Origin of the sequence: Lactococcus sp. NH2-7C (assembly GCF_029953655.1) — a bacterium.
Classification (GTDB): Bacteria; Bacillota; Bacilli; order Lactobacillales; family Streptococcaceae; genus Lactococcus; species Lactococcus lactis.
In genome coordinates this window covers 2,027,617-2,052,677 of record NZ_CP124538.1, presented here as the reverse complement: position 1 = coordinate 2,052,677, position 25,061 = coordinate 2,027,617, and the positions used below count along the sequence as shown (strand labels likewise).

General features: G+C 34.5%; 24 protein-coding genes and 1 pseudogene. 9 read left to right on the top strand and 16 right to left on the bottom strand.

From position 1 onward, the window contains the following. Window positions 1-169: 169 nt before the first annotated feature. The 4 genes and pseudogenes from QJV49_RS10385 to QJV49_RS10370 all read right to left on the bottom strand — a co-directional run bounded on the left by QJV49_RS10385 (window position 170) and on the right by QJV49_RS10370 (window position 4,845). Window positions 170-763, bottom strand: a complete 594-nt coding sequence (locus QJV49_RS10385; protein WP_225511551.1) for a lipoprotein BA_5634 family protein — start codon at window positions 761-763, stop codon at window positions 170-172. A 151-nt stretch (window positions 764-914) separates the two neighbouring features. Continuing rightward, window positions 915-1,940: pseudogene (locus QJV49_RS10380) on the bottom strand (YdcF family protein). Between the two features lie 106 nt (window positions 1,941-2,046). Continuing rightward, the gene (locus QJV49_RS10375; RefSeq protein ID WP_225511550.1) at window positions 2,047-2,490 is read right to left on the bottom strand and encodes a GNAT family N-acetyltransferase; all 444 of its coding nucleotides are present in this window, start codon (window positions 2,488-2,490) and stop codon (window positions 2,047-2,049) included. Between the two features lie 27 nt (window positions 2,491-2,517). Then, window positions 2,518-4,845, bottom strand: a complete 2,328-nt coding sequence (locus QJV49_RS10370; RefSeq protein WP_225511549.1) for a cation-translocating P-type ATPase — start codon at window positions 4,843-4,845, stop codon at window positions 2,518-2,520. Between the two features lie 196 nt (window positions 4,846-5,041). Between QJV49_RS10370 and QJV49_RS10365 the strand changes: the two genes are divergently transcribed. The 6 genes from QJV49_RS10365 to yidC all read left to right on the top strand — a co-directional run bounded on the left by QJV49_RS10365 (window position 5,042) and on the right by yidC (window position 9,193). Further along, the gene (locus QJV49_RS10365; protein WP_225511548.1) at window positions 5,042-5,227 is read left to right on the top strand and encodes a 2-hydroxymuconate tautomerase; all 186 of its coding nucleotides are present in this window, start codon (window positions 5,042-5,044) and stop codon (window positions 5,225-5,227) included. A gap of 145 nt (window positions 5,228-5,372) precedes the next feature. Then, on the top strand, window positions 5,373-6,068 hold the full coding sequence (locus QJV49_RS10360) for a phosphopantothenate--cysteine ligase (RefSeq protein WP_225511547.1): 696 nt from the start codon (window positions 5,373-5,375) through the stop codon (window positions 6,066-6,068). Further along, window positions 6,061-6,597, top strand: coding sequence for a phosphopantothenoylcysteine decarboxylase (coaC, locus tag QJV49_RS10355; RefSeq protein ID WP_017864177.1), 537 nt, complete (start codon window positions 6,061-6,063; stop codon window positions 6,595-6,597). Before QJV49_RS10360 ends, coaC begins: the two co-directional genes overlap by 8 nt. Before the next feature lie 16 nt (window positions 6,598-6,613). After that, the gene (locus tag QJV49_RS10350; RefSeq protein ID WP_003130510.1) at window positions 6,614-7,204 is read left to right on the top strand and encodes an ECF transporter S component; all 591 of its coding nucleotides are present in this window, start codon (window positions 6,614-6,616) and stop codon (window positions 7,202-7,204) included. Window positions 7,205-7,298: 94 nt separating this feature from the next. Next, the gene (locus tag QJV49_RS10345) at window positions 7,299-8,057 is read left to right on the top strand and encodes an HAD-IIB family hydrolase (protein ID WP_225511546.1); all 759 of its coding nucleotides are present in this window, start codon (window positions 7,299-7,301) and stop codon (window positions 8,055-8,057) included. A 173-nt stretch (window positions 8,058-8,230) separates the two neighbouring features. Next, a complete protein-coding gene (yidC, locus tag QJV49_RS10340; protein ID WP_003130506.1) occupies window positions 8,231-9,193 on the top strand; it encodes a membrane protein insertase YidC in 963 nt (320 codons plus the stop codon). A 124-nt stretch (window positions 9,194-9,317) separates the two neighbouring features. On the opposite strand, the gene QJV49_RS10335 is transcribed toward yidC, so the two are convergent. The 4 genes from QJV49_RS10335 to fabI all read right to left on the bottom strand — a co-directional run bounded on the left by QJV49_RS10335 (window position 9,318) and on the right by fabI (window position 12,351). Further along, window positions 9,318-10,238 carry an ABC transporter permease gene (locus QJV49_RS10335; RefSeq protein WP_225511545.1) on the bottom strand — a complete coding sequence of 307 codons (921 nt, stop codon included), beginning with the start codon at window positions 10,236-10,238 and terminating at the stop codon, window positions 9,318-9,320. Then, window positions 10,219-10,860, bottom strand: a complete 642-nt coding sequence (locus QJV49_RS10330; protein WP_225511544.1) for an ATP-binding cassette domain-containing protein — start codon at window positions 10,858-10,860, stop codon at window positions 10,219-10,221. Before QJV49_RS10330 ends, QJV49_RS10335 begins: the two co-directional genes overlap by 20 nt. Window positions 10,861-11,183: 323 nt before the next feature. After that, window positions 11,184-11,336 carry a hypothetical protein gene (locus tag QJV49_RS10325; protein WP_225511543.1) on the bottom strand — a complete coding sequence of 51 codons (153 nt, stop codon included), beginning with the start codon at window positions 11,334-11,336 and terminating at the stop codon, window positions 11,184-11,186. 262 nt (window positions 11,337-11,598) lie between these two features. Continuing rightward, on the bottom strand, window positions 11,599-12,351 hold the full coding sequence (gene fabI, locus QJV49_RS10320; protein WP_012897290.1) for an enoyl-ACP reductase FabI: 753 nt from the start codon (window positions 12,349-12,351) through the stop codon (window positions 11,599-11,601). 275 nt (window positions 12,352-12,626) lie between these two features. Between fabI and fabZ the strand changes: the two genes are divergently transcribed. Further along, window positions 12,627-13,082, top strand: a complete 456-nt coding sequence (gene fabZ, locus QJV49_RS10315; RefSeq protein ID WP_003130498.1) for a 3-hydroxyacyl-ACP dehydratase FabZ — start codon at window positions 12,627-12,629, stop codon at window positions 13,080-13,082. Window positions 13,083-13,149: 67 nt separating this feature from the next. Here fabZ and QJV49_RS10310 read toward each other — a convergent pair whose 3' ends face one another. The 4 genes from QJV49_RS10310 to QJV49_RS10295 all read right to left on the bottom strand — a co-directional run bounded on the left by QJV49_RS10310 (window position 13,150) and on the right by QJV49_RS10295 (window position 17,832). Further along, window positions 13,150-14,268, bottom strand: coding sequence for a M20 family metallopeptidase (locus tag QJV49_RS10310; protein ID WP_225511542.1), 1,119 nt, complete (start codon window positions 14,266-14,268; stop codon window positions 13,150-13,152). A gap of 14 nt (window positions 14,269-14,282) precedes the next feature. Next, window positions 14,283-15,092 carry an ABC transporter substrate-binding protein gene (locus QJV49_RS10305; RefSeq protein ID WP_081037457.1) on the bottom strand — a complete coding sequence of 270 codons (810 nt, stop codon included), beginning with the start codon at window positions 15,090-15,092 and terminating at the stop codon, window positions 14,283-14,285. A gap of 195 nt (window positions 15,093-15,287) precedes the next feature. Then, window positions 15,288-17,366: an excinuclease ABC subunit UvrB gene (uvrB, locus tag QJV49_RS10300; protein ID WP_225511541.1), complete on the bottom strand. Its 2,079-nt coding sequence runs from the start codon at window positions 17,364-17,366 to the stop codon at window positions 15,288-15,290. 10 nt (window positions 17,367-17,376) lie between these two features. Then, entirely contained in the window at window positions 17,377-17,832 is a 456-nt protein-coding gene (locus QJV49_RS10295; protein WP_225511540.1) for an RNA pyrophosphohydrolase, read from the bottom strand. Window positions 17,833-17,985: 153 nt separating this feature from the next. Here QJV49_RS10295 and def point away from each other — a divergent pair, with 153 nt between their 5' ends. After that, window positions 17,986-18,621, top strand: a complete 636-nt coding sequence (gene def, locus QJV49_RS10290) for a peptide deformylase (protein WP_003130816.1) — start codon at window positions 17,986-17,988, stop codon at window positions 18,619-18,621. 142 nt (window positions 18,622-18,763) lie between these two features. Here the strand turns inward: def and gap are convergent, their stop codons facing one another. Continuing rightward, entirely contained in the window at window positions 18,764-19,777 is a 1,014-nt protein-coding gene (gene gap, locus QJV49_RS10285; protein WP_003130818.1) for a type I glyceraldehyde-3-phosphate dehydrogenase, read from the bottom strand. Between the two features lie 172 nt (window positions 19,778-19,949). Here gap and QJV49_RS10280 point away from each other — a divergent pair, with 172 nt between their 5' ends. Beyond that, a complete protein-coding gene (locus QJV49_RS10280; protein WP_225511539.1) occupies window positions 19,950-20,420 on the top strand; it encodes an Rrf2 family transcriptional regulator in 471 nt (156 codons plus the stop codon). A gap of 298 nt (window positions 20,421-20,718) precedes the next feature. Here the strand turns inward: QJV49_RS10280 and QJV49_RS10275 are convergent, their stop codons facing one another. The 3 genes from QJV49_RS10275 to rpoD form a co-directional block, all read right to left on the bottom strand. Continuing rightward, window positions 20,719-22,965: an ATP-dependent Clp protease ATP-binding subunit gene (locus QJV49_RS10275; RefSeq protein ID WP_225511538.1), complete on the bottom strand. Its 2,247-nt coding sequence runs from the start codon at window positions 22,963-22,965 to the stop codon at window positions 20,719-20,721. 50 nt (window positions 22,966-23,015) lie between these two features. Further along, window positions 23,016-23,354, bottom strand: a complete 339-nt coding sequence (locus QJV49_RS10270) for a hypothetical protein (protein WP_003130824.1) — start codon at window positions 23,352-23,354, stop codon at window positions 23,016-23,018. Between the two features lie 324 nt (window positions 23,355-23,678). After that, a complete protein-coding gene (rpoD, locus tag QJV49_RS10265) occupies window positions 23,679-24,839 on the bottom strand; it encodes an RNA polymerase sigma factor RpoD (protein ID WP_026138868.1) in 1,161 nt (386 codons plus the stop codon). Between the last annotated feature and the right edge of the window lie 222 nt (window positions 24,840-25,061).

Here is a 25,061-nt window from a genome sequence, read left to right as displayed (position 1 = left end):
TTCTTTTAATTACTGTACCTATATTATTACATAAATAGTGAGTTAAGCTGGCTTATTCGCTTGATAACTTTATAACTTAGTATAATCATCTTTAATTTGTATAAAAATAAAAATGTCACTAGAAAAATTTCCAGTAACATTTTATAAGAGTTATTTTTAGTCGTTTTTATTATTTGTAAGGGAATATCTGTGAGGGAATTAAACCACTCGTAATGTAGCTTTTAAGCACTTTATCAGCATCTCGTTTTTCTTTTATTACACTTACAAATTTAGCTTTTGCATCAAATTTTTGATAATCTTCATCATTAAGAATCAATATCTTAGAAGTGGCACTGTATTCTCCTAGAACAATATATTTTGTACTTTTAGGTTTCACTGACTGTTCTTTATCATCAGTTATTGTTTTATCTTCCTTTCCTGTCCACAAAGCTGGCTCAGCTGATAAGTTTTCTACTGTCTTAAATTTAAACTTATCTCCTTTTTTGGTTACGTTATTAAAAACTTTTTCCTTTATTAATTTATTAGCAGCTTGAGTATTCAAGACTAAGACATCTGATTTTGAACTGTATTTACCTTCTACAGTTAAACTTTTTTCAATATATTTTTTATTATTTTCTAATATAGTATCTGCTTCATCCTTATTATCACTATACATGATTATACCGTGAACATGAGCAAAATTTTTTTTGAAAAAGTCATAACCGAGGAATCCGGTAATGGCAATTGGTACCATGATAATTAGCGCTATTAGTATTTTCTTCATTCTATATCTTTCCTTTTTTTCTTTTTACAATTTAGCTACCCTTTCATTCTAACATCAAGTTCTATGTCTCCTTCTTACATTTTTGTAATGAAAAAACGAGTACTAAAAACCTCAAGAAAGACATCTCTTTCTTGAGGTTTGCTAATATTTTTTAAATAGGAAGAAGGGAGATAATAATAAGCATTAAAACACCTCCCAATACACTAAAAAGAATAATTTTTCTATGTAGGAGTAATGCGATATATTCACGAATTAAGGCCGTAGGTAAGAAATAAAGTGCTGTAGGTGCCCCTACTCCTTGGGCTTTTAATTTTACTCTTTGCGCATATAAACTTCCCCTGAGAACATGATAATTATTGGTTGAAAAAATGATTGAAGGGGGCATTTCTTTATCTGACCAATCCTCATTAATTATCCTTTTAGAAAATAACATGTTCTCATAAGTAGTGGTGGATTTATCTTCAAAAAGAATTTGATGATTAGGAATGTTTTGTGATTGAAGGTATTTCCGCATGGCGAAGGCTTCTGATACAGGCTCATCTGCCCCCTGTCCGCCACTAACAACAAATTTGGCTGTAGGATTTTTCTGGTAATATTCAATTCCTTTGTCCAATCGACTCTTTAACAAGGGTGGAACTTCTTCACTTCTAACACCTGAACCCAAAATGATAATATAATCTATCTTTTTTTGTAAAGGAATCATTTGGCTCATCCATGAATATAAAATGTAGGCAGCAAACAAAAAACAGAGAATTATATCAATAAGTAAAATATAAAGAAGAATGTACCAGATTATTTGTGGTATTGTTTTTGTTGAAAATGTTAATAACATAAAGAGTGCTGGAAAGGCAATAAGCAAATTTAAGCCAAATAGAGCAGATAATTTTGCAGTGGCACTTTTCCCTTCTTTAGTTCTCATTGTTTTTGAGTTAAAAATGAAATATCCACAGACCTATAAAAATATTAAGGGAAGGATTCCATAAGCAATGATCAAGGTTGCAAAATCACCCGACGGAAGATAAAGATAAATAAGGTTTAATAATTCAAAAAGCAGAGAGGCTAGGCTCAATATCAGACCTGAGGCTAGAAAAATTCCTCCTATTATACTTCTTTTATTGATTTTTAATCTTAGCAGGCCAATTAGCATGATAATCAGGGATATTATTAAAAAAGCCATTCAAACTCCTTGTGTTTAATCTATTCTATTATAACATAGCCTTCTACCCTAATCTCTTCGCATGTATTAAAAAAATCCCACTGTTCAAATGTGAGATTTTTGATTATCAACCCAAATGCATAAAAAGAATTGGATATTGATTTCCTTGTTCATCAATCGGATTTCTTTTATAAACTTTAAAGCCTAAATGCTCATAAAATCCTTTGGCTTTCGGATTTTGTTCATTCACTACAAGTTCATTTACCGAATAATTTTCAATTGCTTCTTCAATTAACTTTCTGCCTAATCCTGTTTTCATGTGTGCAGGGCTAATAAATAACATTTCAAGTTTGTTTTTATAAATTCCCATGAAGGCTATCGGATTTTCTGTCTTATCTGTTTCAACTATCAAATGTTCAATTTCTCTTAGGGCTTTAGGAACATATTTTTTTATTTCTTCTATCTCTTTGTTTGATAAAAATAAATGACTGGCTTTAACCGAATTTTCCCACAAGTTTACCAATTTTTCAATAAGAACTTGGCTTCTTTTTACTTTACTTATTTCGTTCATTTAATCTTTCTATTTAATTATTATTTGTTATTTGAAATATTTTTTTAGAAGAGAATCAAAGTTTCTGAAAAGTGATTCAGAAAAGAGGGAAAGCAGTGCAACCAGAACAAAACTGTCCAACGAAATTTTGCTGATAGAAAAGAGGGAATTGAACATGAAACCTGAGATAATTATACCAACAATATTAAAAATGATAATTCCCATTTTAAAACGGTTGAGTGGTGCACTGATTTTAGTTAAAATCATAAATCCAACAACAGCTAGCAAAATAACTGCTGAAGTTGAAATTTCTGATGCCGTCAATTTGAAGGCAGCTCCAGCAATAACGACTCCTAAAACGGCCGTAATTTCAGTCAAGCTGGCTGGTAGTGCTTTTAAGATAACATTTTTAATAAAATCTTTTTCAATTCGTTTGTCATTTTCTTCTAAAGAGAGTAAGAATCCTGGAATCCCAATGGTGAATAAACTGATAAGTGAAAGTTGTGAAGCTTGTAAGGGATAAGTGAAGACAAAGATTGCTGAGATAATTGCCAAGATGATTGAAAAGAGATTTTTTACAAGGAAAAGAATGGCTGAACGTTGAACGTTATTGACGACTCGACGTCCTTCTGTGACCACTTGTGTCATATGTCCAAAATCTGAATCTAATAAGACAACTTGTGCAACTTGAGTCGCAGCATCACTTCCGGAAGCCATGGCAATGCTACAATCAGCACTCTTCATGGCTAAAATATCATTAACACCATCTCCAGTCATTGCGACAGTATGATCTTTACGTTTGAGGGCTTGAACGAGACGGCGTTTTTGGTCAGGTGTCACACGTCCAAAAACGGTATATGTTTCAACCGCTTGGTCTAAATCTTCTTTTGTTTTCAATAAATTTGCATCAATGAAACGTTCAGCGCCGGTAATTCCTGCTCTTTTTGCAACTGCCGACACGGTTTGAGGGTTATCACCTGAAATGACTTTGATATTGACTCCTTGCTCTGCAAAGTAATTAAATGTCGATTTAGCATTTTCTCTGATGGGATTGGCTAACACAATGTAACCAAGTGCATAAGCCCCTAAATTAAGTTGGTCATAATTTTTTTCTTTTGTTCCTGCTAAAACTAAGACACGAAAACCTTCTTCTAAAAGATGACTGATTTCAGAGCTAATTTTTTCATAAGTTTTTCCTAAAACAATTTCTGGCGCTCCTAAAAGATAACTTTCATTTTCAAAACAAACAGCACTATATTTTACTTTTGATGAAAATGGAATAATTTTTTTAACACCAGTCATTTGATTTTGAAGATCACCTTTTGCAAGCATAAACTCTCGAATCGCTTTCATAGTATCATTGTCATCTGTATTTGCTGAGATGTAGTTAGATAAAAGGAACATAAATTTCTGTTCGTTTATATTACTACTTGGACTAGCAAATACTTGCTCAACTGACATTCTGGGTTCTGTGATTGTTCCTGTTTTATCGACACATAAAACATCAACACGCGCTAAGGATTCAATACTTTTCATATTGTGCAATAGTACTTGATTACGAGCCAATTTCACACTACTGAGGGTTAAGGCAATGGTTGTTAAAAGATACAACCCCTCTGGAATCATTCCAATAACCGCTGCCACCATTGCTACAACACTGGTTTGAAGTGTATTATGATTGACAAAGTAATTTTGGGTAAATAAAATGACTGCTATCGGAAGAATAATAAAGCTGACCCACTTTAATAATTTATTGAGGGCACGTAACATTTCAGAGTCTTCACCATGGTCAACTAATTTGGCTTGTTCTGTTAATTTGGAAATGTAGGAATCTTTTCCGACCTTTTCCAAAATGACTTTGGCTTCTCCTGACACAACAAAACTTCCTGACAGAAGTTTGTCATCAACATTTTTTTCAATTTCGTCAGCTTCACCTGTTAAAAGTGATTCATTGACAAAAATACTTCCTTCGACAATGCGAGCGTCAGCGACAATTTGATTTCCTGTTTTAAGAATAATAATATCTTCTTCAACCAAATCATCTGAAGCAATTTTTTCTTGTTGACCATTCCTTATCACTGTGGATTGCGGAGCGTGCAGGAGAGTCATTTGGTCCAAATATCGTTTGGCTTTGATTTCTTGATAAATTCCGACAATTGTATTGATGATAATAATCGGTAAGAAAATAAGCTGATTCCACGCTTGAACTAAACTGATTAGAATTGCAATGACTGCAAATATTAAGTTGAAAAATGTAAAAGTATTTCGTTTTACAATTTCCCAAACAGGGCGATCCGTCTCATCTATATTTTTATTTATTTTCCCTTGGTGAATCCGTTCTTCAACCTCAAGACTTGTTAATCCTTTTAAAGACATATTTTTACTCTCTATTTCTTCTCAATTTCATTTTTTGATTGTTTTTATATATTATTTTAAAGAATACTTTGTTCTATCTTAACATAGTTCTGAGAAGTCCTGCAAACGGTAAAAATGTTATTTTTGATTCGTTAAACTTTTTTCTATTTAAATATGATAAAATATCCTCATAATCATATAGAAAAGAGAATTTATTATGCCATATGTCCATGTTGAACTTTTTGAGGGTCGTACTGTTGAGCAAAAAGCTATAATTGCTAAAGAAATTACTGAAACAATTTCAAAACATGCTGGAGCACCTACTTCAGCAATTCATGTCATTTTTAATGATCTTCCAGAAGGAATGCTCTATCAAGGCGGAGAAATGAAAAAGAAGAAATAAGTTTTCACTTGAGCCAATCAAAGCTGTCAGTAATTGATGGCTTTTTTATTTAAGCTGTCAGTAAATTTTTAGTAAATAAACTTCTCTTGAAAAAATATTTTTATTAGGATAAAATGAAAGCAACTCTAAAAGAAACTGGTGAAAAATGAAAGTTTTGATTACTTCTGGTGGAACAACGGAACCTATTGACAACGTTCGGGGCATTAGTAATTTTGCGACAGGAAGTCTGGGAAAAGTGACTGCTGAAAAATTTTTAAGTGCTGGTCATGAAGTCTTTTTATTAGCTGGACTTCAGGCTAAACTTCCTGAATTTACTGACAGGCTGACCTATATTCCGATTGAAGGAACTCATGACCTTTATGAACAAATGAAAGCCTTAGTGCCTGATATGGATGTTGTTATCCATAGTATGGCTGTCAGTGATTATCGTCCTATTTATATGACAGGTCTTGAAAATTTTACTGACAAGTTTTCTAAAGATGAACTTTTAAATTTTCGTCCTGAAAAAGTTGGGAAAATTTCTTCAAAATCTGATTATCAAATCATGCTCCTAGAAAAAACACCAAAGATTATTTCTTACATTAAAGAATGGAATCCAAATGTTTTGCTTTTTGGTTTTAAATTATTGGTTGGTGTAGAAAAAACTGAACTTCTTTCTGTGGCCAGAGAAAAATTACTGACAAATCATGCTGATTTTATTTTAGCGAATGATTTAGAAAACATTCATGGAAATGACCATCAAGCATTTTTGGTCAGTGAAAATCATGAAATTACTTTAAAAACAAAGGCTGAAATTGCTGACAGACTTTTAAAAACCTCGGAGGAATTAAAAAATGACTAAAATTACACTTGCGGTAACAGGTTCAATTGCAGCTTACAAAGCAGCAGATTTAACTTCTTTACTGACAAAAGAGGGACATGATGTGACAGTTTTAATGACAAAAAGCGCTACTCAGTTCATCACTCCTTTAACTCTACAAGTTTTGTCCAAAAATAAGGTTCACTTGGATATTATGGACGAAGAACGTCCTGAATTGGTTAATCATATTGATTTAGCTAAAAATACTGAGCTTTTCCTTGTTGCACCTGCAACTGCTGATACAATTAGTCGTTTGGCGCAAGGCCGAGCTGATGATATTATCACTTCTGTAGCCCTTGCTCTTGAACCTTCTGTACCAAAATATTTTGCCCCTGCAATGAATACTAAAATGTATCAACATCCTTTGACGCAAAAAAACATTGAGATTCTTAAGAAAATAGATTATAATATGATTCAACCGAAAAAATCTTTGCTCGCTTGTGGAGATTTTGGTGAGGGAGCACTCGCCGACTTACCTGATATTCTATCGGATTTAAAAAATTCTTTATAAAATAAATGAGGTATTTATGAAAAAATCAAAAGCGTCTGATGTGGCAATCTTGTCCATTTTTATTGCAATTATGGTCGTTGTCCAACTTTTGAGTCAAATTATCTATAGCGTTTGGCCTTTACCAATCGTTCCAACTTTGCTCCATATTCCAGTAATCATTGGTTCAATTGTTCTTGGAGTTCGTAAAGGAGCATTTCTGGGTCTAGTGATGGGATTGATTAGTGTTATTAATTCAACAATCGTAACCCTACCTTCTAGCTTTATGTTTAGTCCCTTACAGCCTGTTCCTGGAACAAATCATGGTTCTATCTGGGCATTGGTTATTGCCATCGTTCCGCGTGTTCTAGTCGGAATTCTTCCTGCCCTCGTTTATCGTTTGGCACAAAATCGTTTTGGAGCTGGTTTAGCCGCTTTTGTTGGAACAGCAACTAATACACTTTTGGTTTTAAGTTTCATCTTCCTCTTCTTTCATGATGTAACCAAACAAACCTTCGGAGCTTTGCTTGCTTCAATTATCACAGGAAATTCTATTGCAGAAGTGATCATCGCTGTGATTTTAACAATGGCAATTGTCCCTGCTTTAAGTAAAGCAAGAGGCAATTCATAATTGAAAAAAAACAATCTATTTTTATTAGATTGTTTTTTTTATTAAAAAAATGTTATAATGTAAGCGTTGATAAGAAAAAAATAGGAGAAAACTTATGAAAAAAATATTAAGTTTCGACATTGACAACACACTCAATGAACCAAAAATGCCGATTTTCCCTGAGATGGCTGAATTGTTGGCTACTTTGTCTCAAAAATATATCATTGCACCAATTTCTGGTCAAAAATATGATCAATTTTTGATTCAAATTATTAATAATTTGCCTGAATCTGCAAATCTGGATAATTTCCATTTGTTTGTTGCCCAAGGGACTCAATATTATGCTCACAAAGATGGCGAATGGAAACAGGTCTTCAATTACGCTTTGACTGATGAACAAGCTAACGCAATTATGGGTGCACTTGAAAAAGCTGCTAAAGAGCTTGGACATTGGGATGAATCTGTTCTTGCCCCTGGCGATGAAATTAATGAAAATCGTGAATCGATGATTGCTTACTCAGCAATCGGTCAAAAAGCTGGTGTTGAAGCTAAACAAGCTTGGGACCCAGACATGACAAAACGTAATGAAATTGCTAAATTGGCTGGCCAATATGCTCCAGAATTTGAATTTGAAGTTGCTGGAACAACAACTATTAACGGTTTTGTTCCAGGTCAAAATAAAGAATTTGGGATGAATCATTTGATGGAAGAACTTAATGTTACTAAAGAAGAAATTCTTTACTTTGGTGACATGACTCAACCTGGCGGAAATGATTACCCTGTTGTTCAAATGGGAATTGAAACAATCACTGTTCGTGACTGGAAAGAAACTGCAGCTATTCTAAAAGCAATTATTGCGATGGAAGAAGCTTAATTTTCCACTGATAAAAGCTGTCACTACTGACAGCTTTTTTCTTTTGCTGACAGAAAATATTATTGAAGATTTTAAACTACAGAATGGCTTTTCATCCTTTAGTCCTATTGAAATTCATCTGAATTTTAGGTAAAATAGATGAGTATGTTTAATTTATAGAAGGTGAACTTATATTGAAAAATTTGAAAAAGAAATTAACATTGACTGGTTTAATGACAGCCGGATTGTTATTCCTATCTGGCTGTGTTCAAACACACGTTGTTGATGGAGTCCGCGTTCCAACCGAAGCAGCTACTCATGGAATTACCTATAATTTTTTGGTTCGTCCAATGTCTGCTTTTGTTGACTTATTCGCTAATAACTTGCACATGGGTTATGGTTGGGGAATTATTTTTGTTACTCTGATTATCCGTTTTCTCATCTTGCCTTTAGGTTTGAATCAAGCCTACAAATCAACTTATATGCAAGAAAAAATGGCTTATCTTGCTCCTGTATTTGCTCCTTTGCAAGAACGACTCAAAAAAGCACAAACTCCTGAAGAAAAAATGGCAGCTCAACAAGCATTGATGGCAGCCCAAAAAGATAATGGAATTAACATGCTTTCATCAATTGGTTGCTTACCAATGTTGATTCAATGGCCTTTCTTTATCGCTCTTTATAATGCTGCAGCCTATACAACGGGAATTTCAAGTTCAACATTTTATGGGATTCCTTTAGGACATCCAAGTGTGGTCTTGGTTATTATCTCTGGGGTGCTTTACTTCATCCAAACCTGGATTTCAACTTTGTCAATGACCCCTGAACAAAAGAAATCAGGAATGGCAATGTTGATTATGAGTCCGGCAATGATTGTTGTCTTCTCATTCATGTCACCTGCTGGAGTAGCACTTTACTGGGCAGTTGGTGGTTTTGTTATTGTTATCCAACAAATCATCATTACCTTCATCATGAAACCAAGAATGCGCCGTCGTATTGATGAAGAATTTACAAAAAATCCTCCAAAAATCAATAATGAAGGTCTCAAAGATGTTACACCTACTTCTGTTCAAGAAAATTTCAAAGAAATCACAAGTGAACGCAATGAAAAGGAACGTAAATCTGGCGGACGAAATGCTGGTAAACAAAATCGTAAGTAATTTTTACTGACAAGATATAAAAAAATAAAAAGTCACTGATAAAATTTCTGTCAGTGATTTTTTTATTTATTGAATCTATAATTTCTAGTTCAGATTAAAATGAGAGTTCTGTCAGTAACTTTTCTTATATATTATAGCGTGTATGCTTAAAAAATATCAACATTCCTCCAGTAAGAATAATTAAAAGATAAGTCACAAATAGCACTAAAATAAATAAAGGAGAGATTTGGGTCATTGAAAGAGGTGGCACACCTAGATGGTTACCAAATGGTGCAAAAATATTTAATGTCATATTACTCCAATCGAAGCAACCAGTATTTGGTAAGATAAATAAATAAATCATAAAAGCACTCCCTATCAGGTTTGCTCGTTTACTGGCTAAAGTTAACGCAAAACACATCATTGCTAATGCTAATCCAATCACAAAGCTAAAAAATAATAAATAAAAACTATCTGAATTAATAAGTGGAAACAATGATTGCCCATATTTTCCAGCGTTTTCAGACTTAAAGAATAAGTGTAAAACTTCACCAGAACAAGCTGCCAAACTAAAAATAAGCAAATACATTACAATTAATGATACAACTATCCCAACAGATTTTCCTAATAAAATTATCTTCCACCCCTGTTGTCCAAGTCTCCTTTTGAAGGTCCCAAATTTATAATCATAGTTTGCAACAAGTATTCCAAAGAAACCAGCAAGTAAAGAAATAATTGTCATCCCATAAGATTTAAATATGAATTGTGGAAATCCCACAAAACTGATTGCTTGATTGGCTTGATTTAATTGCTCATAATCATAGCGAGTGGCATTATTAAGTATAGATTGATTGCCATTATTAGAAATAGAATACTCTTTATGAATATTTTTTTGAAAATTAATATCGGATTGTCTGTCCTCCACAAAAAGACTCTCAGCTCCTTTTAAATTAAGGCTTGCTTGGAATATTCCTAAAATCAATAAGCCGATTATTATTCCAAAAATTACTAGATAAATTTTGGATTTGCTAAGATAGAAAATCTCTTTAATTAAAGTTACTTTCATAAATTTTTTTCAAACCTCCTTTATCCACCTTTAAAATTTTTTTATTTTTTATCACATATAAATCATCAATAATCTCTTCGTAAAACTCAAATTGATGACCTGTTAATAAAATAATTTTCTCATTTTTTGACCTGATAAGGTCTTCTTTAAGAATATTTAAACTCTCATAATCCAATCCGTTTGTCACTTCATCCATCATCGTTAAAGAAGGTTCTAATAGGTTCCATATAATCAATGATAATCTTTTCCCTTCACCAAGAGAATAGGTTGATACTCGTTTTGACAGTCTTTCTTCTGAAAGATACCGTTGAGCTCTCTCTTCAATTGTCGATGTAGAATATCTAAAATTTGTAAAAAAAAGAATATTGTCCATTCCAGTTAAATTTTTATAGAGTTCTAAATTATCAAATAGAACATATGTATCATTATTTTTAGCTGGATTATTTATAAGACCTTGGTTTGCATTTAGACTTCCTAAAATAAGTTTCAATAGTGTTGTCTTACCTCTACCGTTTGGCGCCATAATAAACGAGATTTTACCTTCTGTGAAAGAAACTGTTGTATTCTCAAAAATATTTTGTGTTTTGAAATTAAAAGATAGATTTTGAATCTCAATTACCATTTATTCTCCTTTATAAAAAATATGTACACAACTAAATTTTAATCATGTACATATTTTCACTAATATTATCAATTAAATGTAGAATAGGTCCATTGACCATTTCCAAGAATAGTTGTCCGTATATACTTATTAAAACTAATTCCCACATGACCAAATTTTCCAGCATTTATACCTGAGCCCACAGTATATTTTCCTTGATAAATTCGTCCCCAATAACCGTTTTTATTAATAAGTGAAATTCCATTTTGAGTGACCCAGTTTGTCGGAGTAAAACTATGAGCACTCTGAAAAGCTGTAGCTGTACTAATCGCTTTTCCATTATACTAGAAATAGACACGATCCGCCATTGTGATAATATTTAAAACAGAAATAGAAGCATTAGTTGTTTTAGTTGTCGCATTTACAGCCGTACTTAGAGCAGCTGACATCCCCAGGGTGACTGCGAGAGTTACAAGAGTTTTCTTCATGAGTTTCATATTTATACCTCCATATTAAATAATTAAATTGACATTCCTTCTTTAATTCAATTTTTCTACAAAAGAGAGAGATAAGCCACTATATTCAAAAAGATTCTGGATAATAACAATTATTCGTTAAAACAATGATAGAGCTTTAACTTATTTACTTCAATATATTTTTTGTTAATATTAAATTTCTTTTACATTACTTCGAGGTCAAAAAAATACTGATTATTTTTATCAATCTAGATAAAAATAATCAGTATTTTTCTCTTTATTCTTATGTTAAATGAACACCTTTATCAACATAAACAATATCACCAATGACACCTGAGGCAAGTGGGCTAACAAGGAAAGCAGCTGTTTGACCAACTTCATCAATTGTTACACCAACACCGTCAGCTGTACGGCTGTCAGATTCTTTAATCAAATCTTTGTAACCTGAAACTCCAGAAACCGCAAGTGTTTTAATTGCTCCTGCAGAAATTCCGTTCACATGGACACCTACATGTGCCATTTCAGCAGCAAGATAACGAACTGTAGATTCAAGAGCTGCTTTAGCAATTCCCATAACATTGTAGTTAGGAATGGCACGAACTGAACCCATGTAAGTCAAAGTTACGATACCAGAACCTTTTTTAAGCAATGGTTTTGCTGCTTTAGCAACAGCAAGCAAGCTGTAAGCTGAAATATCTTGAGCAAGGGCATAACCATCGCGAGAGATATCTGTAACATTCCCACCAAGCTCTTCTTTTTTAGAGTAAGCAATGGCATGAACAAGTCCGTCAATTTTACCGACACGTGCCTCAATTGTACCAAAAGCACGGCGAATAGATTCATCAGAAGTTACATCACATTCAATGAGCAAATCTTCTGGTTCAGCCAATTTAGCTAATTGTTTTTCCATTCGTTCATTTTGGTAAGTATAAATTAATGTTGCACCTTGATCTTTCATTGCTTTAGCACAGCCCCAAGCAATAGATTTATTGTTAGCAACACCCATGATAACAATTTTTTTACCTTCTAAAAACATAAATAAAATAAGTCCTTTTCTTTAAAATAATCAGGTTTAAGCGACTAGCAAATAAAAAAAAATAAATTTAATCACTTTACCTTTACAAGTCATATAAAAAAGTTGACACTCTCACAAGAAATTGATAATATTAATTGTAAAAGGTTTTGTATATCAAAATACTTGATACATAAAATTTTAACTTAAAAATGTTGAACTGTCAAGTTAGAGTGATGGCTCTTTTTCCCTGATTACTCGGGCTTTTCATTAATTTTTAATAAGAAAAGGAATAAAAAATGACTAAAAAATACGCTATGACTGCTACAGAAGTGATGGAAGTTATTCCGAACCGCTATCCTATCATGTTTATTGACTACGTTGATGAAATTTCTGAAAATAAAATTGTTGCAACGAAAAATGTAACGATTAACGAAGAAGTTTTTAATGGACATTTCCCTGGTAATCCAACTTTCCCTGGTGTTTTGATTCTTGAATCACTCGCTCAAGCTGGTTCAATTTTGATTCTCAAAAAAGAAGAATTTCAAGGAAAAATGGCTTATATTGGTGGAATTGATAAAGCAAAATTCCGTCAAAAAGTCACTCCTGGTGATGTAATGAAACTTGAATTTGAAATTACAAAATTCCGTGGAAAAGTAGGAACTGCTGATGCCGCAGCTTATGTTGATGGTAAAAAAGTAACCACTTGTCAGTTCACTTTCATCGTTGATGAAGCAGCTGAACAAACAAACTAAAAAAAATTTACTGACAGTCTTTGTCAGTAAATTTTTTTATTATATACAGGATTTGTCAGTAAATATCTTAACTCTCCTGCATTTTTTTAATAAAGGATTGTAAAATTTCAATATGTTCTTCCAACTTTTCAAGAATAATAGATTCATTTGCAATGTGGCATTGTTCATGCTGTCCTGGTCCAAAAACAACCGTTCTAATCCCAACATTTTCAAAAAATCCTTGATCATTAGAACCCGAATCCGCCGTTGTTTTCGCGCCAGATAAGTCTGTCAGTAACTGAATGAATGGAGCTTGATTATCGGTCAAAGTTGATAAAACAGGTGTCACAGTATCTTCATAAGTAAAATGATACTGCACAGCTAACTCACTCATGACTTGCTCAAATACCTCTTCCAATTCAGGAGTTAAACGACAGTCAACCACAAGTTCAGCGAAGTCGGCTGTTTTATTAGGAGAATTTTCATCCCCAGAGAGAATTGATGTCACTACAAAAGTTGGCAGACCAAGCTGACTATTTTTGTAAATTTTCAAGTCTTCAACGATTTTCTCAATATTTTCTAGAAAATAAGTAACCGCCCCTAAAGCGCTTTGCTGAAAATGTTCTTGTACCGAAGCATGACCAGCCTTCCCAGAAAAATGTAGCTTCATAAAATGATTTCCACGTTGCCCAATATAAATCTTCTCTAAATCAGTTGGTTCTGCAATAATGCAACAAGCTGAGTCATAGCTCCAATTTTCACTAAAATAACGAGCAAAATCTTCTGAACCCTTACCATCAAGTTCTTCGTTAGCCGTCCCCACGACCCAAATATCTTGACTTAAATCTTTACCAATAAAACTTGCAGCAGCAAGTAAGTTTCCAACATCGCCACCTTTCATATCACTCGCACCAAGTCCAAAGAGTTTTCCCTCTTCTACTCTTGCATCGGTAGGCGAAAATTTCCAGTCAGCTAAATGACCTGAAACGACAGTATCAACATGCCCAGTTAAGATAATGGCTTCTTTTTTTTGTTCTTTTTTACCTTTTGCTTTAATTTGTCCGGCGACAAAAGTTTCTTTGCGAATAACAAAATCAAATTGCTTCTCAATAAACCATTTTTCAAGAAATATTAAAATCTCTTCTTCATTTCCTGAACTTGACGGAATATTAACCAAACTTTTTAATAAGTCTACAGCTTTTTCCATAAATTTCCACCAAACTATTTATTATTTTCAGAAAGCGTGTAGTTCTTTTGAATATCTTTATTAATTTGTCCGTTCTTCAATTCTTCTTTAATGACAGAATTGACAACCTTTGTTAATTCATCTGAACCTTTAGGAAGTGCAACCGCTGAACCATAACTATCTTTTGGCGTTTTTACATCCACATTAGCAATCGCTAAATCTGAATTAGCTGCGACATAACTCTTAGCAATAAGGTTTTCAATCACGGCTCCTTGTACTTGTCCCCCTTTGACTTCATTGATTTCATCGCCAATTTGTGGCAAGGCAATCTCTGTTGCTCCTTTGAATTGACTGGTTACAATTCCTTCTTGAGTTGACCCTTTTTGTGCCGCTACTTTTTTACCTTTGAAATCATCTACTGAACTATATTTACTTAAATCAGATTTTTTCACAACTAAATAATTACTTGCTGTATAATATACATCTGAGAAATTGACAGATTTTTCACGACTAGGTTCCTTTGAAATTCCCGAAATCGCAATATCTGCTTTTCCTGTATTTAAACTAGCTAAAACATTGTTAAAGTCCATGCTTTCAATTTTCACTTTAACTCCTAGCTTTTTACCAATAGCATTGGCCAAATCAACATCAGAGCCCACGACTGTATTCTTACCATCTTTAATAATTTGGAATTCAAAGGGTGGATAATCTGGAGATAAAGCAACTTTCAATACGCCGGCTTTTTTTACTTTATCCACTTGATTAGTAGCCGATTTTCCATTTCCACAAGCTGCTAATGTTGCTACTGCGGCCAAACCGACCATTCCCAATGCTAATTTTTTCATCTTCTTGTTCATCCTTAAACCTCTTTTATAAATAGAATAAGTATAATTATACATTTTAAAATTATTTTGTCAAGAATTTTTGCATATTTATATTATAATTATTAAAAAAACAAAGATTTTTAGATAAAAACTGTACTTTTATACTTGATGCAAAATAAAAATTCACTCAATGAGTGAATTTTTATTAATTATTAATCAATCCATCGCACGTAATTCTAATACCATATCACGTAACTGAGCAGCTCCTTCAAAGTCGAGGGCGCTAGCCGCTTGTTGCATTTCTTTTTCAAGTTTTTTGACTAATGCTTTACGTTCTTTCTTAGTCATTGCACTTGCATCGACTTCTTCAATCTCACCAGAATCAGTTTTCTTAGTAATGGCAATCAAATCACGAATTTCTTTTTTGATCGTTTGAGGTGTGATTCCATGTTCTTCATTATAAGCCATTTGAATTTCACGCCTGCGGGCTGTTTCATCCATCGCATGTTTCATTGAACGCGTTATTTTATACTTTTGACCCTCGTATTCTGTATAATAACCACTATCTAAGATTTCTTTATCCACAGGATCATTTTCGTCGAGTGGTTTAGCCATATCAGAATAAAGAATAACGTGCCCTTCACTATTACGTGCCGCACGACCGATCGTCTGAATCAAACCACGTTCATTACGTAAAAATCCTTCTTTATCAGCATCCAAAATCGCTACTAAAGAAACTTCTGGCACGTCAATCCCTTCGCGAAGCAGATTTATTCCCACCAGAACATCAAAGACTCCTAAACGCAAATCCCGAATAATTTCGGTTCGTTCTAATGTTTTGATATCCGAGTGCATATATTTAACTTTTATCCCCATTTCCTTGAAATAGGCCGTCAAATCTTCGGACATCTTTTTAGTCAAAGTCGTAACAAATACTCGTTCATTTTTCTCAGCTCGTTTATGAATTTCACCAACTAAATCATCGATTTGTCCCATCATTGGTCGAACTTCTACGACAGGATCTAATAGACCTGTTGGACGAATGATTTGTTCAACAATAGTATCGGTCTGCTCCATCTCATAGTCGCCAGGGGTTGCTGAAACATAAACAATTTGATGCACATGACTTTCAAATTCTTCTCTTTTTAAAGGACGGTTATCAAGGGCTGAAGGCAGACGAAAGCCATAATTACAAAGCATTTCTTTACGGGCTCTGTCACCGTTATACATTCCTTTTACTTGCCCCATTGTCATATGTGATTCATCAATCATAATCATGAAATCATCAGGAAAGAAATCAAGCAAGGTATAAGGAGGTTCGCCTTCCTCACGCCCATCCATATGACGTGAATAGTTTTCGACCCCATTACAATAACCCATTTCACGGAGCATTTCGATATCGTAGTTGGTTCTTTGTTCTAAACGTTGAGCTTCAAGGAGTTTTCCTTCTGAGCGGAAAACTTTTAATTGCTCTTCTAATTCTGCTTCTATCTTGGCAATTGATTCTTCCATACGGTCATCATTTGTCATGAAATGTGTCGCTGGGAAAATTGCCAAATGGTCCACTTCACCTAAAACTTGTCCGGTCAATACTTCAATTTCACGGATACGGTCAATTTTATCACCGAAAAATTCAACGCGAAAGGCATGCTCATCACGAGAGGCTGGAAAAACTTCTACAACATCCCCACGAACCCGAAAACAGCCCCGTTGAAAGTCAATATCATTTCGTTCAAATTGAATTCCTACCAAATCGTTTAAAAGTTGGTCACGAGAAATTTCTTGACCTGGGCGCAATGAAACCACCGAATCTTGATACTCTTTGGGTGAACCCAAACCATAAATACAAGAAACTGAGGCCACAACAATCACATCATTACGTTCCAATAAGCTTGAGGTCGCACTGTGACGCAATTTGTCAATTTCATCATTGACCGAACTGTCTTTTTCAATATAGGTGTCAGAACTTGGAACATAGGCTTCTGGTTGATAATAATCATAGTAGGATACGAAATACTCCACTGCATTATTTGGGAAAAATTCTTTAAATTCACTGTATAATTGACCAGCCAGTGTTTTATTATGAGCCATAACAAGAGTAGGTTTACCTGTCCGTGCAATCACTTGACTCATGGTGTAAGTTTTCCCTGTTCCTGTTGCTCCCCGTAAAATTTGAGCTTTTTCCCCATTCTCAATATTATCTACTAACTCAGCAATCGCCTCACCTTGGTCACCGGCTGGCTCATATTTTGAAACAAGTTCAAATTTATTATCTGTTATTCTTTCTATAGCCATTCTTTTTCCTTTAATTCTTTTCTATTACCTTTGAAAAATAATCTAATGCTTGATGATAAACATCATTTTTAAAGCCAAAATCCATTTTACGAATTTCAGAAAGTCCTAAAAATTGATAAGTTGAAAATTCAATTTCTTCAGGATGGCTTTCAAGATTAATTTTTGCTCCTTCGTGCAATCGTACAAGAAAATAATGTTGTTCTTGTCCAGCAAAAGTCCAAGTTGGAAATTTCATCTCTTTAGGAAAATCATATTTTAAAGTTCCTGGATATTGTCCAATGATTTCAAAATCTTTTGTGCCAATTTCTTCTGAGAGTTCTCGAATAATAGCTGTCTCTGGTTTTTCACCAGCTTCAATTCCACCTTGTGGGAAGCCCCAGCTCATCCCGTCTGCTCGTTTACCTAGCCAAATTTTGTTTTCTTTGTTGAGAATAATGGCTGCAACATTTTGTCTGTATTCTTTCATTTTTATCCTCTTTTTAGTAATAGGTTTACCGAATTCTATAGATGTAAAATTTGTCTTATTATTAATCTTCTAATACAATTTTACCATTTTCATCGCTAAAAATATGCTATAATTAATTTATATTCAAAAAAAGATAAGGAAGTTTTATTAATAATGAATCGTGATGAAATTCAAGCAAATTTAATTAAAGCAAGTCACATGATTAGCATGGACGATATTATTCGTGAAGGTTATCCAACTTTACGTGAAGTGGCAAATGATGTAACCTTGCCATTGTCAGATGAAGACATTATCTTAGGAGAAAAAATGTTGCAGTTCTTGCATAATTCTCAAGATCCTGTCATGGCTGAAAAAATGGGACTCCGTGGTGGAGTTGGACTTGCAGCAAACCAACTTGGCTTGCTCAAAAAAGTCATTGCCGTTTTGATTCCAAATGAACCTGAAGTTGATGAAGATGGAAATGAAATTCCACCTAAAGAAGCTTACAAAATGCGTGAAATCATGTATAATGCAAAAGTGGTTAGCCACTCTGTCCAAGATGCTGCTGTTGAAGGTGGCGAAGGTTGTCTTTCTGTTGACCGGGAAGTTCCAGGTTATGTCGTTCGTCATGCTCGTGTCACTGTGGAATACTACAATAAAGAAGGCGAAAAGAAAAAAATTCGCTTAAAAGATTTCCCAGCAATTTGTGTTCAGCATGAGATTGACCACACGAACGGTGTTATGTTCTATGACCACATCAATATGAATGACCCTTGGGAAATTAAAGATGGTATGATTATTGTTAAATAATCGCCAAATTTACTGATGAATTTATGAATAGAAAAATTACTGACAGAATTTCCGTCAGTAATTTTTTATTTCATTTTCTAATTTTTAATTCTTGTCAGTAAAAGTTACTGACAAGTTTTTAGAAAATGATAAAGGTAAATTCTTATTTAGCAATTTTTGCAAAATATTCAAGAGTACGAATTAATTGAGCAGTGAAACTCATTTCATTATCATACCAAGCAGCTGTTTTAACTAATTGTCCACCGTCTTTTAAGTCAGTCACTTCAGTTAATGTAGCATCAAAAAGTGAACCATAAGCCATACCGATAATATCAGATGAAACAATTTCATCAACATTATAGCCAAAGCTTTCATCAGCGGCAGCTTTCATTGCTTCATTGATTTCGTCAACTGTAACGTGTTTTTCAAGTACAGTGACAAGTTCGGTAATTGATCCTGTTGGAGTTGAAACACGTTGAGCATGACCTTTCATCAAACCAGAAAGTTCAGGCAAAACAAGACCAATTGCTTTAGCCGCTCCACTTGACGCTGGAACAATGTTTTCGGCAGCAGCACGCGCACGACGGAAGTCCCCACCACGATGGGGACCATCAAGTGTCATTTGGTCACCAGTATAAGAGTGAACAGTGGTCATTGTTCCACCTTTAACACCAAAGTTTTTATTTAAAGCGTCCGCCATTGGTGCTAAGCTATTTGTAGTACAAGAACCGGCAGAGATAACTGTTTCAGTTCCATCAAGAATTGTGTGGTTTGTATTGAAGACAACAGTTTTAACATCATTTCCACCAGGTGCTGTAATCAAAACTTTCTTAGCTCCACCAGGATGCAAATGTTTTTCAGCTTTTTCTTTAGTGGCAAAGAAACCTGTGGCTTCAAGCACAATTTCAACACCAGAATCAGCCCATTGAATGTCTTCTGGATTACGTTCAGCCGTAACTTTCACAAATTTTCCGTTGACATCAAAACCATCTTCTTTGACTTCAACAGTCCCTTTAAAACGTCCTTGAGTTGTATCATATTTTAGCAAATGTGCAAGCATTGCTGGGTCTGTCAAATCGTTGATATGTGCTACTTCAACTCCTTCGACTTCTTGAATTCGACGTAATGCCAAACGTCCAATACGACCAAAACCGTTAATACCAACTTTAACTACCATGACGTAGTCCTCCGTTTTTTTATTTAGATGATGAGATTCTTCTCTTTTTCTGCTATAATAGAAATAAATGATTATAGTTATTGGAGATATCTCTTATCTCTAATGTAAATGATACTACTTTTTTGTCTTAGTGTCAATCTTTTTTAATTTAAAATATTTAAGGAGCTTCATCATGAAATTATCATCTGGTTGGGAACAATCTGTTTATGTATTACTTATTTTGGCAAGACTTCCTGAAAATCGGACCATGTCATCAATTGCACTTGCCAATCGTCTCAAAGTTTCGCCTTCATATCTCAAAAAAATTATTAAATCTTTAGTTGATGAGGGACTTTTACGCTCTACTCCTGGGAAAAATGGCGGTTTTTCACTCAACAAAGACCTTCATGATATTAGTTTTTACGATGTCTTTTTGGCCATCGAAGGACGGGGTCGAATTTTTCAAAGTCAAGGTCTTTTGCAAAACTTTATTGGCGAAGAGTCTGGTAAAGCCAAACGCTGTGCCATTACAAGCGCTCTTGATGAAATTGAAAATACACTTGTCAGAACACTATCAAATGTTTCACTAGCCCAAGTTGCTGATGAAACTCAATATAATTATAATCTTGGTTATCTTGATGAATGGATTGATGAAATGGATTAAATAATTTACTGACAGACTGTCAATTCATTACTAACAATGAAGTTGTGAATCGAAAAAATTGCTGACGAGATTCATGTCAGTTCAATGCAACCAAGCGGAGTATTGAACTTGTAGATAGAAAAATTGCTGACAAGATTCATGTCAGTTCAATGCGACCACGGGGAGCATTGAAGTTGTAGATAGAAAAATTGCTGACAAGATTCATGTCAGCAATTTTTCATTATTTCATTATTTCTTTATTTCATTGTTTTATTATTTTATTTTTTCTGTCACTAAAAATTTTACTGACAGACATTTTTTATTCAGCAGGAACTTCTTCATCAGTCGTTTCTGCTGCTTCTTGAGCTTGATTAGAGATAACAATTTTATCATCAATCAAATCAGCAACCAATTCTTTGTACTCAGGATGTTCAATATAGAAGTCAGCAATTGAATCTTCGATATTTTCTTGAATCGTTCTACGAAGTGGTCTTGCACCCATTGCTGGATTGTAACCTAAATCAACTAATTTTTCTTTTGCTGCTTGAGTGACACTAAGATGAATATCATTACGTCCAATTTGTTCGTTGACTTCATCAAGCATCAAATCAACAATTTTAAGGAGGTTTTCTTTGCTCAAAGCAGAGAATTCAATAATTCCGTCAAAACGGTTCATGAATTCAGGGCTAAAGAAATCGCCAAGTTGACCAAGCACTGATTTAGTTCGTCCCTCACGAGCAGCACCAAATCCTACAGAGGCTTCAACTTTACCAGTTCCGGCATTAGAAGTCATAATAATCAAACTATCTTTAAAGGATACTGTCCGTCCTTGTGCGTCTGTCAGACGTCCATCTTCAAGAATTTGCAAGAACATGTGCATCACATCTGGATGTGCTTTTTCGATTTCATCTAATAAAATCAAACTGTAGGGATTACGACGAACACGTTCAGTCAATTGACCAGCTTCTTCATAACCCACATATCCTGGAGGGGCTCCAATCAATTTGGCCACCGAATGTTTTTCCATGTATTCCGACATGTCAAAACGAATCATACTTTCGCTTGAGCCAAATAATTCTTTAGCCAATTGCTTAGCAAGTTCTGTTTTACCAACACCTGTTGGACCAACGAAAAGGAAAGATCCAATTGGACGATTAGGTTTACCAAGTCCCACACGAGAACGACGGATAGCTTTAGCAATCTTATCCACTGCTTCATCCTGACCAATCACATGTGCTTTCAAATCATCAGCCAAATTAATCAATTGGGTTTGTTCTTTTTCTTTCAAATCACCAACTGGAATTTGAGTTTTTTGTTCCACAATTTGCTCAATATCTTTCTCAGTGATGACTGGACTTTCTTCATCTGAAACCTCATGATTTTGCAATTCACGAAGTTTGCTGATTTGATCACGGAAATGAGCGGCTTTTTCAAAATCTTCAGCTTGAGTCGCTTCATTTTTCTTCTTTTCTGCTTCTGCAATTCGACGATTGATATCTTCAGGATCAACAAATTTCAATGTTAGATTTTTCTTAGAACCCGACTCATCCAAAAGGTCAATGGCTTTATCTGGTAAGAAACGATCTTGAATGTAACGATTTGACAAATGAGCAGCTGCTTCAATCGCCTCATCAGTGTATTTCACGTGATGATAATCTTCATAGCGTGGTTGAATCCCTCGAAGAATCGTAATCGTTTCTTCAACTGATGGTTCATCAACTTTGACAGGTTGCATCCGACGTTCAAGCGCAGCATCTTTTTCAATGATGCGATATTCATTGAGCGTTGTTGCTCCGACCAATTGAAGCTCACCACGCGCAAGCGCAGGTTTTAGGATATTTCCCGCATCCATATTGCCATCTCCGGCAGAACCAGCACCAACAATTTCATGGATTTCATCAATAAACATAATCACATCATTACGTTTTCTGATTTCATCCATTAATTTTTGCATTCGTTCTTCAAATTGACCCCGAATTCCTGTTCCTTGAACAAGAGAAACAACATCAAGACGAATCACTTCTTTATTTTGTAGTTTTTGTGGCACATCTCCGTCCACAATTTTTTGCGCTAAACCTTCAACAACTGCTGTTTTACCAACACCAGGTTCACCAATTAACACAGGATTATTCTTAGTCCTGCGATTTAAAATCTCAATGACCCGTTTGATTTCTTCATCACGCCCAATCACTGGGTCAATTTCACCACGACGAGCTGACTCTGTAATGTTAATTCCAAATTCTTCTAACATTCCTTTAGGTTGTTTTGCCCGAGGATTTTGCGGACCGCGCGGACCACGTCCACCTGTTTGTGTTGGTGGAGTTTGAGTGCTTGCTGCTCCATTAAAATCTTGACCGTGCAAAGCACTAAAGATATCATTAAATGGATTAAATGGTTCATCAGAATTTCCATTTGAGGCATTTCCTGCGCCAAATAAAGCTTCTTGACCGCCAGATTTCATAATTTGATAACAGTTTTGGCACAAATCAATTTGTTTTTTCTGACCATTTACACTTGTGTAAAGGTGAATCGTAGCTTCATTAATATTACAATTTTGACAAAGCATCGCTTTCCTCCTCTTAATTCTCAGTAATTAATTTTAAACTAATTTTTCCTTCACAGCTTGGAAGGATTTAATCTAAAATCAGGACCAACTTCGATGTAAAGTTTTTTATATTTGAAATTTTTTGTGGTGATGACTAGAACTCGCTCGTTATTTCGGACATCCCAAAACTCATTTTCGCCGTTTTCTCTGAACCAACCGCCGTAATACCAAGCGTTAGTTCCTGCTACTTTTTTATAGAATTTTGGTTTTTTCATATCAGAAACAAGTTGAACAGATTCCAAATTTTCCGGGTCAATCTTGATATGTTTTCTTAAAGAAAGAACTTTTCTTGCTCCTCTAAGTTCAATATCAATGCCACCATTTTTTTCAAAATAGACAGTAGTCGTCATTTTCTCTCCTTATTTATAATTTAAGTGATAACGGTTACTTTCATTTTACATCAAATTTAAAAAATCAATAAATCATTTCTCCCTTTTAAAATAAAAAGTTTGACCATATTTGACCATTGATATTTTTATTATAATCATTTTAGGAAAATTTAGCAAGTCTTTTGAACTTTATAAATAAATTTTTGATAAAAAAATACTGACAAAGCTGTCAGTAGAGCCAAAATATAATATAATATAAAAATTTTTACGAATAAGTATGTTAAATATAATTTAACAATTCCTATTAAAAAAACTTACTGACACTTCCATCAGTAAGTTTTTAAATTACATAAAGTCACGCAATGGTTTAGAACGACGTGGGTGACGAAGTTTTTTGATTGCTTTTGCTTCAATCTGACGAATACGTTCACGTGTTACTTTGAATTGTTTACCAACATCTTCCAAAGTATGCATGCGTCCATCATCAAGACCAAAACGCATTCTCAAAACATTTTCTTCACGGTCAGTCAAAGTATCCATGACTTCATCTAACTGTTCACGTAAAAGAATACGGTTTGTATAATCAACAGGTGATTCGATTACATCATCCTCAATGAAGTCACCAAGATGTGAATCATCTTCTTCACCGATAGGTGTTTCGAGTGAGACTGGTTCTTGAGCAATTTTCAGAACTTCACGAACTTTATCTGGCGCCATGTGCAACTCTTTACCAATTTCTTCTGGTGAAGGATCGCGTCCGAGTTCTTGCAAAAGATTACGTTGAACACGAATCAATTTATTGATTGTTTCAACCATATGCACTGGAATACGAATCGTGCGGGCTTGGTCAGCAATCGCACGTGTAATTGCTTGTCGAATCCACCATGTGGCATAAGTCGAGAACTTGAATCCTTTTGTATGGTCAAATTTATCCACAGCCTTCATCAAGCCCATATTTCCTTCTTGAATCAAGTCCAAAAATTGCATTCCACGTCCAGAATAACGTTTTGCAATTGAAACAACCAAACGCAAGTTAGCTTCGGCAAGCATTTGTTTCGCAAATTCTGCCCCTTCACCACCAGCAATAATTGCTTCAGCAAGTTTTGTTTCTTCATCAAGAGAAATCAACGGATAACGACCGATTTCTTTAAGATACATGCGAACAGGGTCATCGATACGAACATTCGTAACAATTTCATCCATTGCAGTATCTGAAACTTCTTCTTTTTCAATTTCATCAGTAACAAGAGCCAAAGGACTTGGATTTCCATCTTTATCCACAATTGAAATTCCTGCATCTTGAATTTGTTTAAACAAGTCTTCAAGCGCATCATCAACAATCCCAAATTTAACAGAAAGTTCATCCATGATTTCTTCATCAAGCGCTTCACCCAAAGGTTTACGTTTGGTAATATAGCTTTTAACTGCTTTTTCATAAGCTTTTACGTTAAAAGTATCACCATTTTCTTTGACTTCAACTCTTGCTAATGTCTTAGGACTATCCATCTTTTCAACAACAACAGGTTTAACATTTAATGCTTCAAGAAGACGACGTTCTTCACCAGGTCCAACTGAACTTGAATGTGATTTTACAAGTAAGCCAATTTCTTGAGCCTTCTCAACCAAAACACGGTTTTGAACGCCAGTTTCTTTTGAAATTTGACTTATTCTTTTTTTATTTGCTGCCAATTCGCTCCTCCTCTTTGGGTAAAACTACTGACAAAACTG

Coding starts and splice junctions, on each gene's coding strand:
- QJV49_RS10280 (WP_225511539.1), top strand. CDS start 19,950: ATGAAATTATCATCTGGTTGGGAACAATCTGTTTATGTATTACTTATT.
- QJV49_RS10310 (WP_225511542.1), bottom strand. CDS start 14,268: ATGGAAAAAGCTGTAGACTTATTAAAAAGTTTGGTTAATATTCCGTCA.
- QJV49_RS10305 (WP_081037457.1), bottom strand. CDS start 15,092: ATGAAAAAATTAGCATTGGGAATGGTCGGTTTGGCCGCAGTAGCAACA.
- QJV49_RS10295 (WP_225511540.1), bottom strand. CDS start 17,832: ATGAAAGAATACAGACAAAATGTTGCAGCCATTATTCTCAACAAAGAA.
- QJV49_RS10365 (WP_225511548.1), top strand. CDS start 5,042: ATGCCATATGTCCATGTTGAACTTTTTGAGGGTCGTACTGTTGAGCAA.
- rpoD (WP_026138868.1), bottom strand. CDS start 24,839: ATGGATAGTCCTAAGACATTAGCAAGAGTTGAAGTCAAAGAAAATGGT.
- QJV49_RS10345 (WP_225511546.1), top strand. CDS start 7,299: ATGAAAAAAATATTAAGTTTCGACATTGACAACACACTCAATGAACCA.
- QJV49_RS10375 (WP_225511550.1), bottom strand. CDS start 2,490: ATGAACGAAATAAGTAAAGTAAAAAGAAGCCAAGTTCTTATTGAAAAA.
- coaC (WP_017864177.1), top strand. CDS start 6,061: ATGACTAAAATTACACTTGCGGTAACAGGTTCAATTGCAGCTTACAAA.
- uvrB (WP_225511541.1), bottom strand. CDS start 17,366: ATGGCTATAGAAAGAATAACAGATAATAAATTTGAACTTGTTTCAAAA.
- QJV49_RS10350 (WP_003130510.1), top strand. CDS start 6,614: ATGAAAAAATCAAAAGCGTCTGATGTGGCAATCTTGTCCATTTTTATT.
- fabZ (WP_003130498.1), top strand. CDS start 12,627: ATGACTAAAAAATACGCTATGACTGCTACAGAAGTGATGGAAGTTATT.
- QJV49_RS10270 (WP_003130824.1), bottom strand. CDS start 23,354: ATGACGACTACTGTCTATTTTGAAAAAAATGGTGGCATTGATATTGAA.
- def (WP_003130816.1), top strand. CDS start 17,986: ATGAATCGTGATGAAATTCAAGCAAATTTAATTAAAGCAAGTCACATG.
- QJV49_RS10360 (WP_225511547.1), top strand. CDS start 5,373: ATGAAAGTTTTGATTACTTCTGGTGGAACAACGGAACCTATTGACAAC.
- QJV49_RS10385 (WP_225511551.1), bottom strand. CDS start 763: ATGAAGAAAATACTAATAGCGCTAATTATCATGGTACCAATTGCCATT.
- QJV49_RS10325 (WP_225511543.1), bottom strand. CDS start 11,336: ATGAAACTCATGAAGAAAACTCTTGTAACTCTCGCAGTCACCCTGGGG.
- QJV49_RS10335 (WP_225511545.1), bottom strand. CDS start 10,238: ATGAAAGTAACTTTAATTAAAGAGATTTTCTATCTTAGCAAATCCAAA.
- QJV49_RS10275 (WP_225511538.1), bottom strand. CDS start 22,965: ATGCTTTGTCAAAATTGTAATATTAATGAAGCTACGATTCACCTTTAC.
- gap (WP_003130818.1), bottom strand. CDS start 19,777: ATGGTAGTTAAAGTTGGTATTAACGGTTTTGGTCGTATTGGACGTTTG.
- QJV49_RS10330 (WP_225511544.1), bottom strand. CDS start 10,860: ATGGTAATTGAGATTCAAAATCTATCTTTTAATTTCAAAACACAAAAT.
- fabI (WP_012897290.1), bottom strand. CDS start 12,351: ATGTTTTTAGAAGGTAAAAAAATTGTTATCATGGGTGTTGCTAACAAT.
- QJV49_RS10370 (WP_225511549.1), bottom strand. CDS start 4,845: ATGTCTTTAAAAGGATTAACAAGTCTTGAGGTTGAAGAACGGATTCAC.